This window comes from Synechococcus sp. CB0205 (genome assembly GCF_000179255.1).
In the GTDB taxonomy this organism is placed as follows: Bacteria; Cyanobacteriota; Cyanobacteriia; order PCC-6307; family Cyanobiaceae; genus Vulcanococcus.
In genome coordinates this window covers 38,608-53,934 of record NZ_ADXM01000051.1, presented here as the reverse complement: position 1 = coordinate 53,934, position 15,327 = coordinate 38,608, and the positions used below count along the sequence as shown (strand labels likewise).

Below are 15,327 nucleotides of genomic sequence, written 5' to 3'. Positions count from 1 at the left end.
CCTGCAGACCCATGGCCCAGGTCCCTGTGCTGGTCGATCCCCAAGGGGGAGTGATCTATCAGCTGCGCTCCAGCGAAGGCGAGCTTTATCAAGTTCGATTTGAGGATAACTGCCTGTTCTGCGACAGCCTCCCTGCAGGCCAAGCCCACCTGAGGCTGCTGGAGCAGCGCGCAGCCTTAGGCCTGTAGCTCATCCAGCCGCTTCAGGATCTCCTGGCTGTGGCCTAGGGGCCGTACCCCTAACCAGCGCTCTTTGAGAACCCCTTCTGGGTCAATCAAAAAGGTGTGACGTTGGGAGAAGGGCGGGATCCAGCTGCCGTAGCGCTTGCTGGTTTCTCCTCCGGGATCAGAGAGCAGCGGGTAGGTCAACGCCTCGCTTCCGCAGAACTCTTTGTGGGAGTCCGTGTCGTCTGCACTGATTCCGACCACTTCCGCATTGCGGGCATGGAACAGCTGCAGATCCCGTTGAAAGCCCTTGGCTTCCAAGGTGCACCCCTCCGTGAAATCTCGGGGATAGAAGTAGAGCACCACCCAACGCCCTTTGAAATCGCTCAGGCTGCGTACGGCTTCGACGGCCCCCCCTCACCTGGAACCACGCCGGAGAGCCCAAAGCCAGGGGCCGGTTGATCGAGATCGGGCAGGGTCCCTCCCATCGAAAAGGCCTGCCGGGGGAGTCCCAGCAGGCCTAAGGCCGCAGCACCAAATGAAACAAGCAGGTTGCGGCGGTTCAACTTGATCCTGGGAGAACTCTCAGGATTGAAGCTCAGATCTTGGCCAGGTTGATGCCCAGCTGCTTGGCGTAGGCGCCCAGGCCCTTCTTTTGAATGGTCTTCAGGGCACGGGTGGAGACCCGCAGTTTCACGTAACGGTTGCCTTCAGCCCACCACAGACGGCGCTCTTGCAGGTTCACCTGCTGGAGCTTCTTCGTGCGGATGTGCGAGTGGGAGACGGCCATGCCGTTGTTGGCGCGCTTGCCGGTGAGTTGGCAGACCCGGGACATGACCGATCTTCTAAAAACACAACTTTGGGCAAATTGCCCAAGCGCCCACCATAGCAAGTCGGGTCACACCCCAGAACCCAAGGCCTCAGTGCAGTTGTGCAGGTGCAAGGTTTGCGTCGGGAAGGCGAACTCAATGCCCTCGTGGGCGAAGCGTTGGACGATCGCCAGGTTGATCCGTTGCTGGGCTTCCATCGCCTGGACGTAGTCGTTCGAAGGAACGAAATAGACCAACTCAAAATCAAGGCTGCTGCTGTTGAAGGCCACGAAATGGGCGCGGTCAAAGCGGGCATCGCCCCCCTGCTCCACGATCGCTTTCAACAGGCCAGGGATCCGTTCCAGTACGGCGTGGCTGGTGTCGTAGGTCACCCCCAGCCGATAGATCAGCCGCCGCTCTTGCATCTCCCCATAGTTCGCCACCACCGAGCTGGTCAGGGCGCTGTTGCTCATGACGATCGCTTCGCCGTTGATGCTGCGCAGACGGGTCGAACGCACCCCCACCCGCTCCACCGTTCCCCAGACCTCTCCGACTTGGATGAATTGACCGGGTTGGAAGGGCTTGTCGAGAAGGATGGTGATGTACTCGAAGAATTCAGAGACCGGCTGCTTTAAGGCCAAGCCTGCCCCGATGCCACCGGCGCTCAGCAGAGCCCAGATCGCAGCCATCTGGACACCGATGTTCTGCAGATAGAGGACCGCGCCGACGCACCAGACCAACGCCCGCAACATCGGCGCGAGGGCGCGGAGCATGTTGCCGACCGCTGGATCTCCGCTGTGGGCCGCGGAGCGTTGCAGCAACCGCAGGCTGATGCGGTTGACCAGCCGCACCAGGAACACCACCAGGATGAGTTTCGAGATGGTGAAGACCACCCGATCCGCCTCGGGAGAGGTCGGCAGCAGCCACCAGGCCCAACTGGCGCTGATGACCCAACCAAGGATTGGGATCGTGTCCGTGATGACCTGAACGATGAAGTCATCGGTTTCGCTTCGCGTTCGCCGTGTCAGACGACCGAAGAAGATCCCAAAGATCCTTGCTGCCAGAAGGGACAGCAACCCACCGCCGAGTAGGGCCGCCACTGCAGGCGCAGTACTCCAGAGCGAGGTCATCGGCAGACGCGACTTTTGAGCTGTTTCCACTGTCTCGTGCTGCGTCAAGCCCCTGACAGATCCGCTTGAAGCCCGTAAGAGTGGGGAAACCCTTTTGCCTGTGTCTGAGTCCTATCTGTTAGCTCTCGACCAGGGCACCAGCAGTTCTCGCGCCGTTCTGGTGTCCTCCAACGGCGAGTCGGTGGCCTCGGCCCAGGTGCCGCTTGCCATCCACTACCCGGATGATGGTTGGGTCGAGCAGGACGCCTCCGCGATCTGGCAGAGCCAGCTGGAGGCGATGGCCTTACTGGAGCAGCGCCTCAGTCCAGGGCAACGGGCAGCAGTCAGGGCCTGCGGCATCACCAATCAGCGCGAAACCACCACCCTCTGGCGACGCAGCACCGGCCAACCCTTCGGCCCGTCCCTGGTCTGGCAGGACCGTCGGACCGCATCGATCTGCGGGGATTGGAAGCGCCAGGCGGCGGCGGATCAGTGGCAGCGCCAGACGGGACTTGTTCTGGATCCTTATTTCAGCGCCAGCAAGATCGCTTGGATGCTGCAGGCCTATCCCGAGGCCCGGCAGGCCCTGGCTGGCGATGACCTCTGTTTTGGCACTGTCGATAGCTGGTTGCTCTGGCAGCTGACCCGCGGAGCGCATCACGCCACAGACATCAGCAATGCCAGTCGCACGCTGCTGCTGGACCTGGAGCAGCTCTGTTGGCTGCCGGAGGCGGTTGAACGCGTTGGTCTGAGCCTGAAGGCGTTGCCCGACTTACGACCCACCCGCAGCTCGTTTGGGGTGATCGCTGAGGGCCTTCCCTTTGCCGGTGTGCCGATCATGGCGATGCTCGGTGATCAACAGGCCGCCAGCTATGGCCAGTTCTGCAGGCAACCCGGCCAGGCCAAGTGCACCTACGGAACCGGTGCCTTTCTGGTCGTAAATTGTGGGCAACAACCCCAGCGCGCCGCTGGTGGCCTGCTGAGCACCGTGGGTTGGAGCAACGCCGACGGCAGCACGACCTACTGCATTGAAGGCAGCTTGTTCAATGCAGGAACGGTCATCCAGTGGCTGCGCGATGGCCTCGGGATCATTAGTGAGTCCGCCGAGGTCGACGGGTTGGCCTCCAAGGTGGCCAGTGCGGGCGAGCTGATGCTCGTGCCGGCCTTCACCGGCTGGGGCTCTCCCCATTGGGACCCCAATGCCAGAGGGTTGTTGATCGGCATGACCCGTGACACCGGTGCACCGCAGATCGCCCGGGCTGCCCTCGAGGGGATTGCCTTAGCCGTCACCGGACTGCTGCGCGGTGCGGCCGAGGCCCTTGGCGCTCCCCTGCGCACCATCGCCGTTGATGGCGGGGCGGCGGCCTCCGCTGTCTTGCTTCAGGCCCAGGCCGACAGCGCCGGCGTTGAGGTGGTGCGTCCGGCCAATTTGGAGTCCACCGCCTTGGGGGTGGCCCTGATGGCCGGTGAGGCCGTTGGAGTGGTCGACGATCTCGAGGCCATTGCCAGCTCGGTGAGGGCTTCCTCGACCCAGGTGAGCCCTCAGCAAACGGAGGCGCAACGGGAGCGCTGGTTACGCCGCTGGGACCAGGCGGTTGAACGTTGTTTGGAGTGGCATGGCGATGCAACCGTTTGATCTGTTGATCATTGGTGGGGGGAGCAGTGGAGCCTCCCTGGCCTACGAGGCCGTTCGCCGCGGATTGCGAGTGGCGTTACTGGAGGCGGGTGATCCAGGCCAGGGCACCAGTTCCCGGAGCACGAAGTTGCTCCATGGCGGCGTTCGCTACCTGGAGCTGGCCTTCAAGCAGCTCGATGCCGCCCAACTGAAATTGGTGCGGGAGGCCCTGGCGGAGCGCCAGTACTGGATTGATCAGGCTCCTTTTTTGGCCCAACCTCTGCGTATTGCCCTACCGACCCAGGGGCCCATTGAGCAGGCCTATTACCGGATGGGGCTGGGGATGTATGACCTGCTCGCGGGAGCGGCCGGCCTCGAACCCAGTCGTGGCATCAACCGCCAGCAACTGCAACGCTCCCTGCCAGGCCTGGACCCAAAACGCCATGGCGCCGTTCTCTACAGCGATGGTCAATTTGATGATGCGCGCCTGAATCTGTTGCTCTTGCTCACGGCTGAGGCGGCCGGAGCCGTGGTTCAGCGGGACTGCACGGTCGTTGGTTTCGAGCAGGAGCAGGGCCAGCTCACGGGTGTCACAGCGCGTCAGGCCGATGGTGCGCTGAACCACTGGTCAGCCCGCTGTGTGGTCAATGCCACAGGCATCCAGGCCGACAGTTTGAGGCTGCTGGCCGACCCGCAGTGCAGTCCACGCCTTCTGGTCAGCCGGGGGGTGCATCTTGTGCTCAGCGAGCCGTTGTGTCCAGAGGGCGTCGGCCTGCTGATCCCTAAAACCAGCGATGGCCGCGTGATGTTCGTGCTCCCCTTCCAAGGCAGAACACTGGTTGGGACCACCGATTCACCTTGTCCAGTCGATGAAGCCACCTCCGTCTCCGATGCGGAGGAGGCGTTCCTGTTGGATCACCTACGCCAGTGGTTCCCAGGGCAACCCAGCTTCTCGGTGTCCAGCCGCTGGGCCGGCGGTCGCCCTCTGATTCAGCCGGACTCTGAGCGCGGCAGCAGCAAGGTGGTTCGCGAGCACGAAGTCGAACAGCTCGATTGTGGGCTGATCAGCTTGCTTGGGGGCAAGTGGACCACCTGCCGGGTGTTGGCGGTCGATGCCCTCAAGGCCATCGCCCAACAGTTGAATCGAACCCTCCCGGCCCCTGAGCCCCTGCCCCTGCTTGGAGCCGCTCAGTCCCCCGAGCAAACCGACGCTCAGCTCGCCCAGCTCGCTCAGCACTTAAAGGGCATACTGCCGGACGGCGAACTCCAGGCCCGGCAAATTGACCACCTCATCTCCAGTTATGGCCTTCGAGCAGAGGCGGTCCTGAACGAGGCCATGGAGCCGTCTGAGCGGAAACCGCTCAGCAGCGTGGTTCCCGTTTGCCTGGCGGAGTGGCGCTACAACATCCGCTTGGAGTGGGCCCGCTCGGCAGATGATCTGTTGCAGCGGCGCAGTCGCATTGGCTTTTTGGATCAGGCGGAAGCGGAGCGGCTGACTCCAGCGGCCGAGTCGCTGTTGCTCGCCAGTTCCATGTCGCCGATCAGCCACCAGCCAAAGCCATAGGCCTGGAGGTAGATAAACCATTCGGAGCTGGCCTCTGGGAATTCACAGCCCCAGAGCAGCTCCCGAATCCGCTCTCCTTCCCATCGGCTCAGATCGATTTCGGTGGATGCGCCTGTACCACTGAGATTGACCGCAACGAGCACGGTCATGGCTTCGCAGCGGCGAATGAAGCTGACGACGCTCGGGTGATGGCTCGGCAGGGGTTCAAAGTCGCCGTGTTTCAGGGCAGGCAGCAGTTTTCGGCTGACCAGCATGTGCCGATGCCAGTTCAAAAGTGACCCCTTTAGAGACTTTTGAACTTCAACATTGATCACGCGGTAGTCGTATCCAGGTGCGGTGATGGGCGGCAGCACCAGCAGGGGATCTGGAGCACTGGAAAAACCGCCATTGCGATCCGGGCTCCAGGCCATGGGCGTTCGGTTGGGGTCACGGTCCCTCAGTCCCGGCCAATCCCCCATCCCGAGTTCATCGCCGTAATAGACGCAGGGCATGCCCGGCAAGCTGTAAAGCAGGGCATGAAGGGCCATGTTGGGTCTGGGATCTCCGTTTAAGAGCGGTGCCAGTCGTCGATTGATTCCCCAGTTCAGCCAATGGCCATGGGCAGCAGGCAGACCATGACGCACCCAGTGAATGACCTCGTCGGGCACCAGGTGGCCATCGCCCAGCCAGAGCTCATCGTGATTTCGCAGCGGTAGAGCCCAACTGCGGCCGCAGTCCAGGCTGCTGATCTCCTGAAGGAAGCGATTCAGGGCCTTGGTCTCCCCATGGGCGACCGAGGCGAAGAGATGGGCCGTCAAAGCAAAGTTGAAGGCCGCGTGCAGCTCTCCATCCTCCAGGTAGGGCATGGCTTCTTGGACCGGCTGAATCGCTTCTGCCAGGAGCAGAACGTCTCGACCGGGGTTGGCCTCGCAAAAGGCATCGACGCGCTGACGCAGGGTCTTCAAGAAGGCATGGGTTTCCGGTAGTCCTTCACATCGGGTCCCCTCGCGCTCAAACAAAAACGGAATGGCGTCGAGGCGAAATCCATCAATGCCGCGTGCCAACCAGAAATCAACGACCTGGAGTACCGCCTCCTGGACGGCTGGGTTGTCGTAGTTGAGATCAGGTTGGTGATGCAGAAAGCGATGCAGGTAGTACTGCTGCGCTATCGGATCCCAGGACCAATTGGAGTCCTCGAAGTGTCGAAAGAGGACTGGGGCATCGCTATAGCCGTCCGGGTCATCCCTCCAGACATAAAAGTCACGGTCTGGACTGCCCCGCTCCGCAAAGCGGGCCCGTTGAAACCAGGGATGCAACTGACTGGTGTGGTTCAACACCAGGTCGATCACCACCCGGATCCCATGGGCATGGGCCGCTTCGATCAGGCGGTGAAAGGCATCGAGATCCCCGAGCTCCGGGTGGATGTCGGTGAAGTCTGTGATGTCGTAGCCACCGTCCCTGAGCGGCGAGGGATAGATCGGGGTCATCCAGATCGCATCCACCCCGAGCCAACGCAGATAGCCCAGACGCTTGGTTAGGCCCCCGAAATCACCGATGCCATCCCCATCGGAATCGCTGTAGCAACGGGGGATCAGCTGATAGATCACCGCTCCATCCCACCAGGGATGCTGTCCCGGAGCTGGAGGCCAGGTTTGTGTCCTGCTGGCCCCCTCTGGCATCGGAACAAACGGCGACTACCTCCTTGGATAGGCCGTTCTGCTGCCGCTGTCAGCCCAACGTTTTAAAAGACGTTGTCTGCCAAATCACCAAACCACTCCACATAGGCCTCTGGCCCCGCCGGAACAAGCACATCCAGCCGCAAGGGATCCTCCGGATCACTCAGACCTTTGAGTTCTGGATCTTGGAGGCTGGGGCGATCCAGTTCCCCTCCACTGCTGTCGATCAAGACCACTCGATTGGGGGTTTCAAAGGTCTGTCCGATCTGCTGCAACAACGTCAAAAAGCCACGGTCGCTGCCCCCACGGCGCCAACCGGCTTGGTCGCCCTCCACGACCCATTCAGACGTGATCGTGTCGGCAATGCCGATCAACGTGGGCATGGTTTCTGGGGCGATGCAGTCCTCTGCCAACGCCAGCAGCCCCTCCGCTGTTCTGGGGGCGGAGCGCACGTTGAAGTCCGCGCCGAGGGGAGCTTTGCCCGTGCTCCGTTCGATGTGCTGGTTGAGGAGCACCAAGAGGCCCGCCTCCTTGACAGCGCCGCGGAGCATGAATTGGAAGTCGCTGGTCCCGCGGTGCTCAGGGCTGGCCCACTTCAGTTGTTCTTGTCCCTTGTGCTGGCCCAGGTTTGGTGCCAGGTGAACGAAAAACGAATCGGCCAGCCCCTGCTCCTGCGCTTGCTTCTCGATGTTCTGGAGCAATCCGAGGCTGAGCCGTTGCAGCTGACGTTGTTCTTCGACCTCCGGGCACAGGCCAGCAAAAAGCACATTGAGGTTCAGTGTTGGCGAGAGTTCGTTATCCAGCACGGCGGCCTGGGCAAGACGCTCCTGTTCTTCAGCTTTGGCATCTGGAGTGATCTGGCGAATGATCTCCCCCACCCCTCGGCTGAGCAGCGTGGGGACGGCCTTCAGAAACTGGAGTTCCGCTTGCGTGACTCCCGGATGGCTGATCAAGCCATGGCGGGTTTGGGACTGCACCCCGCCCGCCGCCAAGCCTGGGAGATACAAACCCTCAGCGGCCGGATCTCGTCCTGGCGCCAGGGCGCTTTCAACGAGTCGATTCACGCCGCGGGTGCTGCTGTGCTCGCCGTTGGTGAGGACGCGAAATCGATGCCCCAGCTTGGCGACTGCCTGGATGTACGCCACCGGTAGGACCCGGGTTAACGGATCGCGCACCAGCGGCATACAGACACCGTCGAGATCCTGAACGATCAGGACGTTCGGGTCGGCGCTGATCTGCTGCTTCAGTTCGTTCAGGGAGAGACGCGCCATCGGTTCCTCGTCGAACGGGTTCCACCCTCCCATGGGTCCCCCTGGCCCGTAAGGATGGGGGAAGGCCCCGATGTGATCTTGCAGAACGGTTTTTTCGAATCCAACCTGGACCCTGAACGGATCCGCCGCCGCCTGCTGGCGCTGGAGGAGGGAAAGGTCGGCTTCTACAGCGTTGGCTTGTATCCCGCTTCGCTGGCCTACAACTGCGCGATGCAAACCGATGGCTCGCGGTTGCTTCTGGCCGCGCGTCCCGGCCGTCAAATTCTCGGAGCCTTCAAGAGCGAGGAGCTCTCAGGGATGGACCCGGAGCACCGCGCCACCATGGAGCGGATGGGCACCCACGGGCAGGTCGGCCAGCTGAAGCCCAACGACCTGGGCTATTTGCTCCAGAACTGTGAATTAGTCGTTCTCAGCGCCAACAGCAACCACATCGAGGAGGACCTCCAGGAGGCCCTCAGGCTGCGCGAAGAGTTGGGGCGGGAGCATGTTGTCCTGGCCTGTCTTGCCGGTTCGTTCACCCACGATCCGATCTCCAATGAGGCCTATGTGCTGTGCCAGAAAGCACCCAACTTGGCCTTCTTCACCGGCTTTCATCGACATGGAGCCCTGCGCAATCCCCTGGATAGCTTCACGGCAAATTTCTGCCATCCCAATGCCCTGACGGCCCTGTTGGGGGCGCGACTACTGGATCGCCTTTCCCCCAACCTTCAGGTATCTGCTGGGGTGCACAACATCGAAGGGCAATACATCAAGGCCGCAAAAAACATGGCCTCGATTTTTGCGGGCTTTGGTTACACCTTCCACAGAGACAACCCAGGCGTTCTTCCGACCCTCTTGACCCTGCTGCTGGAGCAGTGTCTCGATCAAGCGGCCACCGTCTCGATGGCGCGAACCGACCGACAACGGCTCTACCACCGCCAGCCGATTGCCCTGACGGAATTGGGTTATGGCGTCCAGAGGATTGAGGCCGCCCTAGTGCGCGATGGTGACATGGAGAAGGTCCGCGATCACACGTTCTCGCAGTTGACGGCGATGGTTGCCGATGTGCGCGGCAGCATGATGCTGCCCACCGCCGGCAGTCCGACTCGCAATTTCCAGGCGGGGGCCGTGCTCGCGAATCGCATGCGTGAGTGCGGTCGCTGCCCGGCGAATCTCGAAGAATTCGAGTCCTGGTGCGAAGACGCGGGGTTGTCCAAAGGGGGACTCGAGGGCCTGCGCTCCCTGCGCTACTGGCCCCAGATCGTCCGCCAGTACGGCATTCCGTTGCATGACGCCTCGCTGATCAACCTGCTCTACATGGCCATCTTTGGCCGGCAAAACTCCAAACAATCGGCCTTCTCGGTGATGACCGAGAGCCGTGAACTCAGCAACTACTGCCAAGAGTCTGTGCGTCCCACCCACAGCAGGCGCTATGCGGAGGCGCTTCAAAATCTCGACAACTCAGCGGCAATGGATGTCGTGGTGAGTGCCGTTGTCGCGGACTTGGCTCGCCGTTCGGGCGGTGGCGACAGCTTTGTGGACGATGAGTCCGCCAGTGCTGATGACATCCCTGCTTATCTGCAGGCCATGAATGTGATCGAAACGGTCTGGGAGGACTAGTTCCGATCAGCGGATTCGGCGGCCAGTGGCCTGCTCGAAGTGGAGTTCATGTTCCCGCCTCCAGCGCAGCTGAAGGGGCCGATCGTTGGCTTGCGCCAGCTTTGCGCTGACGCTTTGGGCATCGGAGAGAACCTTCACACTGGTGTCCCGCACTCTCCAGTGGCTGATGACGCGATCGCCAAGCCACTCCAAATGCTGCCGTTGCGCCTCCACGGCGACCTCCTGTTCGTCCTGTGGGGCCCCGGCCTCAGCCACTGCTAAATGCTCGGGCCGCAGACCGACGAGTTCACCGGGGTGAAGCGGCAAGAGGTTGATCGAAGGGCTCCCCAGAAAACTGGCGACGAATTGGTTCTCTGGATCTTGGTAGAGCTCTGTGGCTGATCCCACCTGCTGCAGATCCCCCGCCTTCAGAACCGCGATGCGGTCCGCCAGGCCCATCGCTTCGTGTTGGTCATGGGTGACGTACACCACCGGCGCTCCAGTGCTGTGCAAGATCCCGCGCAGTTCGCCGCGCAGCTCTTCCCTGAGCTGGGCATCGAGGTTGCTCATGGGCTCGTCCAGCAGAAACAGGGCGGGCTTGCGTAGGAGCGCCCGAGCGAGGGCAACCCGCTGGCGCTGTCCTCCGGAGAGTTCGGCTGGCTTTCGATCCCGGCAGCCATCGAGTTGGAGCAGGGCCAAGACCCGCTGGACCTCTCCGTCGATCTCCGCACGGGGAACTCGCCTGAGTTCCAGTCCCAGGCTGAGGTTTTTAGCCACGCTGAGGTGGGGATAGAGGGCGTAGCTCTGGAACACCATCGCCACGTTCCGCTGAGCCGGTGGAAGGGCTGTGATGGTCTCTCCAGCCAGTTCAATCCTGCCGCTGCTGACCTGATCGAGGCCTGCGATACAACGCAGGGTGGTGCTTTTGCCGCAACCACTGGGCCCCAGCAGCGCCAGAATTTCCCCGGGAGCCACCTCCAGGTTGAGGTTCTGCAGCAGGGTCTGCTGTCCCACCCTGCGGCAGAGCTGGTTGAGAACAAGACCTGTGCGAGCAGAGCTGGAGGCGGTCATCAAGCGGTGAAGCGATCGTGATTGGTCAGGGCTAGCCCTTGATGGCCCCTTGGGTGAGGCCACTGATGATCTGCCGTTGGAACAGCAACATGATCAGCAGCAATGGCGCGCTACCTAGAACGGTGGCGGCGGCAAAGGCTCCATAGGGAACGGTGAAAATCGAAGAGCCGGCGATACGCGCAATCGCTGGGGCGAGGGTGAGCAGGTCGGACTGACTCAACCAGGTCAGGGCGATCGGATACTCGTTCCAGCAGAAGATGAAGATCAGCAGTGCTGCCGAGGAGATGGCCGGAGCCATCAGGGGCAGAAGCACCCAGCGCAGGCGCTGCCAAAGGTTCATGCCCTCCATCAGGGCCGCCTCCTCTAACTCCACGGGGATATCGCGAAACGCAGCCTGCAGCAGAAGGATGGCCAGCGGCAAACAAAGGCCGGCATAGGGAAGGCTCAGGGCCAGAAGGTTGTTCGCCAGATGAAAGTCGCGCGCCACCTGCAGTAGGGCTAAAAACAGCAGTACCGCGGGGAAGGCAGCGGCAGCCGCCACCAAGACGCTGATATTGCGAGCCCGGTGGGCCTGCATCCGGCTGAGGGCGTAGGCGCAGGGGATGGCCAAGAGCAGGGTCAACAACGTGCTGCTGAAGCCGACGATCGCGCTGTTGAGCAGATAGGTCAGAAACGGTGGATTTCCGTTGAGGAGCTGCTGGTAGTGCGCGAGGGTCCAGCCTCCACCGCCAGCCCCGGTTAGGGCTGCGGTGGGCCTGAAGGAGGTGTAGAGCTGCCAGAGCATCGGCCCGAGGCTCCAGACCAGGAGGACCAGGCGTGCCATTAGGGCTCTCCTCCCTTGATCGATAGGCGGCTGCTTGTGAACCACCAGAGACCCGCCAGGCCAGAGCAGAGCACAAGCAGTCCCGCAAAGGCACCCAGCATCACGGTGGCGCTGTAGCCAAAGTCCAGGAAGCGCATCGCATTGAGATAGGCGTAGAGGGCGGGGCTTTCCGTACTGCCTGCGGGGCCACCACCGGTCAGTACTTGCACCAGATCAAAGACCCCCAGCGCCTGGGCCAAGCGGAAGACCAGGGCGATGAGTAGATAGGGGGTCAACAGCGGAATGGTGATCCGCCAGAGGGACTGCCAGGCGGACGCCCCCTCTAACTGCGCCGCCTCATAGAGATCACGCGGAATGTTCTGCAGACCGGCCAATAGAAGTAACGCCACAAACGGAGTGGTCTTCCAGGTGTCAGCCCAGACCGTGGCAATCCAGGTGATGGAGGGGTTGGCCAGAAAGGCGACGGGAGCCACTCCGATCCAATGCAGGGCTTGGTTGATCGGGCCATAGGGATCGTTAAAGATCCAGCGCCAGCCCAGGGCCATAACAGTTGTCGGCAGCGCCCAGGGCAGGAGGCTGATCAGTCGCAAGCTGCTCTTGCCGCATAGGGGCTGGTTCAGCAGTAGGGCGATGGCGAGCCCCAGGACCATTTCCGTCGTCACGGAGAACCCCGCAAAGCGAAGGGTCTGCCAGGCGTCCTGCCAAAAGCGACTGTCGTTCCACAGCCGGATCCATTGGGCAGCCCCTGCCGGGATTGGCTTCAACTCGGTCAACACCGTCTGGGTGTGAACGCTCAACCAGAGGTAGTGAGCGATGGGCAGGACGAAGATCAGCGTTAGCGCCGCCAGGGCCGGCAGCATCAGCCACAGCTGTTGGCGTGAGCGGAACATTTACTGCACTCCTCCCGTGGAGCGCTCCAGTTGAACGCTGTTGCGCTGCAGGGTCTCCATGGCTTGTGCCGCAGCAATCTCCCCAGCGATCACCGTGTTGACCTCGCGGTAGAGCAGGTCACTGAGCTGGGCGTAGATCGGCGTCACCGGCCTGAGCACCGCAGCAGCCAGGGCCGCTTGCAACTCCGGCAGGACTGGATTGGCGCTGATCAGCTCAGGGTCTTCAAAGACACTCAGGCGCGTCGGCGTATAGCCCCAATTGAGGTTGAGCTCTTTTTGGGCTGATGTGCTGGTCAAAAACTGCAGGGCCTCAACGGCCGCTTGCTTGTGGTTCGAACCCGAGAGCACGGCAAGCCCCCAGCTGCCCTGGGTCGCCACGTGGGGTTCCCCGGGCAGGCTCACCATGGTGGTGATCCCGACCTTTCCGGCCAGCATTGAGCCCGGCTTGTTCAGTTCGGCCCAGGCATAGGGCCAGTTGCGCATGAAGGCGGCGTCGCCACTTTCAAAGGCCTGAAGTGCTTCTGGCTCGGCCATGTTGGCCACCGAGGGAGGCGTGACCCCGCGATTGACGAGGCTGCGGAGCCATTGGCTGGCTGCAATCGCCTCCGGGCTGTCGAGTGCAGGTGAGCCATCACGGAGCCAGCGGCCGCCAAAACCACGGAGAACCTCCAGATAGGTGCAGCTCAGTCCCTCGTATTGGCGGCCTTGCCAGACATAGCCCCAGCGCACCCGACCTTCTTGTTGCAGTGAGGCGCTAATGGCCTCCAGCTCGGCGGGTGTTCTGGGAGGTGCGTCCATGAGGTCCGTGCGCCAGAACAGCAGACCCATGTCAGCCACCAGGGGGAAGCGCCAGAGGTGGCCATCAAAGGCATTGCCAAGCTCAGCTCCTGGGGCGAGATCGCTCAGGGCATCGTCTCCGAGCCAGCCATCGAGGGGTTCGAGCCAGCCGGCCTTGGCGTATTTCGGCGTCCAGGTGACGTCCATCAGGAGGACGTCGTAGGGACTGTTGCCAAGCAAGAGGCTGCTGATGGCCAGGTCTGAGACGGCCTCTGTTTCCAGGGGTCCCCGGGTCACCGTCAAGTCAATGTTGGGGTGCTCGCGGTTGAAGGTCTCGACAAGTTCAACCGTGGCATCCGCGAAGGGAGCCGGCATCAGGATCGAAACCGGCTCTTTGCGGGGTTGGGCCCAGAGCACAAGGCTGATGAGCAGGCTGCCCAAGAGACAGCTCAGTCCCACCAGCCAACCTCTCCGTCCCATGGCTGCTACTGAATGGCCTCGAGTTGTTCCTTGGCCCAGTGGTCGACGCTCAGCTGGTCTACCGAGGCGGCCATGGACGCCATCCGCTCCCGTTGCTCCTCGCCCGAGAGGCTGAGCGCCAGGTCGATGGCCTCATCCATGCGTCGATGGGAGTAGGGGTTGGTGAGCACCGCACCCTTCATCACCACCGATGCGCCGGTGAACTCAGAGAGGACCAGGCTTCCGCCCTGGCCCTTGCGTGCCGCCGCATATTCCTTGGCCACCAGGTTCAGACCATCGCGAAGCGGCGTGATCCAGCAGATGTCCGATGCGGCAAACCAGGCCACCATTTCCTCGTAGGGAATGCGTTGGGTGGTCAACCGGATGGGCACCCAATCGATCTTGCTGAAACGACCGTTGATGCGACCGACCGTTTCTTCAATGCCCCGTTGGGTGTCCTCATAGACCTTCATGCCGGTGTTGGCTGCCACACAGGCCAAGACCAAGACCACTTGGCCATGGATGGCCTCGTTGCGCTCCAGGAGCCGTTCAAATGTCCGTAGGAGCTCTTCGTTGCCCTTGGTGTAGTCGACGCGACTCGCGGAAAGGATCAGCGTGCGGCCGCGTTTGGTATTGCTTTCGATCTCCTTGATCAGATCTTGAACGGGCTTGGAATCCCGGATGGAGCGAATCACATCCGGACTGGTGCCGACCGGTGTTGCTACGAGCTTGACGCGGTGGCCGTTGTGCTCCAGCCAGGGGGTTGCATCGGGTTGGGCCAGGGCGCTGCCGCAGGGCATGAAATGGTCGGCAATCGACGCTTTCGGTCCCTTCTTGACCGGCAGCAAGCTGGACGCCGCCCGTGCGAAATTTTCGGCGTAGCGCGGGATATGGAAGCCCACGGCGTCGCAGCAGAGCAGGCTTTCGACGATCTCCTCCCTCCAAGGCAGGATGCTGAAGACATCACTGCTGGGGAAGGGCGTGTGATGGAAAAAGCTGATCTTGACGTCGGGGCGCAGGGCCCGGATGAACCCTGGCGCTAGCCAGAGGTTGTAGTCGTGAATCCAAATGGAAGCCCCAGGGGCCGCTTCATTGCAGGCCGCCTCCGCAAAGCGTTGATTGACCTCCCTGAAGGTCTGCCAGTCCGCGTTATTGACCTCAAAAAAGCTGGGAAAGCTGTGCAGGATCGGCCAGATCGATTCCTTGGATGTGACGTGATAAAAACTGCCGATCTGCTCCCGACGCAGCGGAATCCGCCTGAGCCGAATGGCAATCGGCTCCTCGATCGTCAGCGTTTCATCTTCGGCCCCTGGATCCTCGTTCTCTCGCCAGGCAATCCAGGTGCCTGAGGGATGGGAGCGGAACAGATTGCGCAGGGTTGGGATGATGCCGTTGGGGCTCTTCTGGTCTCGCCACTGCCTGGTTCCGTCCGCTTCGATCACCTCGTCAAAAGGGGAACGGTGATAGACGAGGACGAAGGAGCTCGGCATGCGGAAGCGGCAGGGATCACCTGTCCATCAGGCCGTGCCATTTGCAGGGTCG

The 15,327-nt window shown here is 61.9% G+C and carries 14 protein-coding genes; 4 read left to right on the top strand and 10 right to left on the bottom strand.

Going from position 1 to position 15,327, the window contains the following annotated elements:
* Positions 1-11: 11 nt before the first annotated feature.
* Positions 12-188, top strand: coding sequence for a hypothetical protein (locus CB0205_RS16375; RefSeq protein WP_010317111.1), 177 nt, complete (start codon positions 12-14; stop codon positions 186-188).
* On the opposite strand, the gene CB0205_RS14690 is transcribed toward CB0205_RS16375, so the two are convergent.
* The 3 genes from CB0205_RS14690 to CB0205_RS0110420 form a co-directional block, all read right to left on the bottom strand.
* Positions 177-530 (bottom strand): redoxin domain-containing protein, encoded by a 354-nt coding sequence (locus tag CB0205_RS14690; protein ID WP_010317110.1) that lies wholly within the window; start codon positions 528-530, stop codon positions 177-179. The genes CB0205_RS16375 and CB0205_RS14690 overlap by 12 nt on opposite strands.
* A 232-nt stretch (positions 531-762) precedes the next feature.
* Positions 763-999: a 50S ribosomal protein L28 gene (rpmB, locus tag CB0205_RS0110425; protein WP_010317109.1), complete on the bottom strand. Its 237-nt coding sequence runs from the start codon at positions 997-999 to the stop codon at positions 763-765.
* Between the two features lie 63 nt (positions 1,000-1,062).
* Positions 1,063-2,103, bottom strand: a complete 1,041-nt coding sequence (locus CB0205_RS0110420; RefSeq protein ID WP_029626312.1) for a mechanosensitive ion channel family protein — start codon at positions 2,101-2,103, stop codon at positions 1,063-1,065.
* 100 nt (positions 2,104-2,203) lie between these two features.
* Here CB0205_RS0110420 and CB0205_RS0110415 point away from each other — a divergent pair, with 100 nt between their 5' ends.
* On the top strand, positions 2,204-3,718 hold the full coding sequence (locus CB0205_RS0110415) for a glycerol kinase GlpK (RefSeq protein ID WP_010317107.1): 1,515 nt from the start codon (positions 2,204-2,206) through the stop codon (positions 3,716-3,718).
* Positions 3,699-5,261 (top strand): FAD-dependent oxidoreductase, encoded by a 1,563-nt coding sequence (locus CB0205_RS0110410; RefSeq protein ID WP_010317106.1) that lies wholly within the window; start codon positions 3,699-3,701, stop codon positions 5,259-5,261. Before CB0205_RS0110415 ends, CB0205_RS0110410 begins: the two co-directional genes overlap by 20 nt.
* Here CB0205_RS0110410 and CB0205_RS0110405 read toward each other — a convergent pair.
* Together CB0205_RS0110405 and stpA are read right to left on the bottom strand one after the other, a co-directional pair.
* Complete coding sequence (locus CB0205_RS0110405; protein WP_050778479.1) at positions 5,171-6,919, bottom strand: alpha-amylase family glycosyl hydrolase; 1,749 nt, start codon at positions 6,917-6,919, stop codon at positions 5,171-5,173. The genes CB0205_RS0110410 and CB0205_RS0110405 overlap by 91 nt on opposite strands.
* Positions 6,920-6,981: 62 nt before the next feature.
* Positions 6,982-8,187 (bottom strand): glucosylglycerol 3-phosphatase, encoded by a 1,206-nt coding sequence (stpA, locus tag CB0205_RS0110400; RefSeq protein ID WP_010317103.1) that lies wholly within the window; start codon positions 8,185-8,187, stop codon positions 6,982-6,984.
* 54 nt (positions 8,188-8,241) lie between these two features.
* Here stpA and CB0205_RS0110395 point away from each other — a divergent pair, with 54 nt between their 5' ends.
* Positions 8,242-9,786 (top strand): hypothetical protein, encoded by a 1,545-nt coding sequence (locus CB0205_RS0110395; RefSeq protein WP_010317102.1) that lies wholly within the window; start codon positions 8,242-8,244, stop codon positions 9,784-9,786.
* 6 nt (positions 9,787-9,792) lie between these two features.
* On the opposite strand, the gene CB0205_RS0110390 is transcribed toward CB0205_RS0110395, so the two are convergent.
* The 5 genes from CB0205_RS0110390 to ggpS are packed head-to-tail and all read right to left on the bottom strand — an operon-like array spanning position 9,793 to position 15,275.
* Positions 9,793-10,836, bottom strand: coding sequence for an ABC transporter ATP-binding protein (locus CB0205_RS0110390; protein ID WP_010317099.1), 1,044 nt, complete (start codon positions 10,834-10,836; stop codon positions 9,793-9,795).
* 31 nt (positions 10,837-10,867) lie between these two features.
* Positions 10,868-11,659, bottom strand: a complete 792-nt coding sequence (locus CB0205_RS0110385; RefSeq protein WP_010317097.1) for a carbohydrate ABC transporter permease — start codon at positions 11,657-11,659, stop codon at positions 10,868-10,870.
* Complete coding sequence (locus tag CB0205_RS0110380) at positions 11,659-12,549, bottom strand: carbohydrate ABC transporter permease (protein ID WP_010317095.1); 891 nt, start codon at positions 12,547-12,549, stop codon at positions 11,659-11,661. The genes CB0205_RS0110385 and CB0205_RS0110380 overlap by 1 nt, the downstream gene beginning before the upstream one ends.
* Positions 12,550-13,806: an ABC transporter substrate-binding protein gene (locus CB0205_RS0110375; RefSeq protein ID WP_010317094.1), complete on the bottom strand. Its 1,257-nt coding sequence runs from the start codon at positions 13,804-13,806 to the stop codon at positions 12,550-12,552. It lies immediately after the preceding gene.
* A gap of 5 nt (positions 13,807-13,811) precedes the next feature.
* A complete protein-coding gene (gene ggpS / locus CB0205_RS0110370; protein ID WP_010317093.1) occupies positions 13,812-15,275 on the bottom strand; it encodes a glucosylglycerol-phosphate synthase in 1,464 nt (487 codons plus the stop codon).
* Positions 15,276-15,327: the final 52 nt, after the last annotated feature.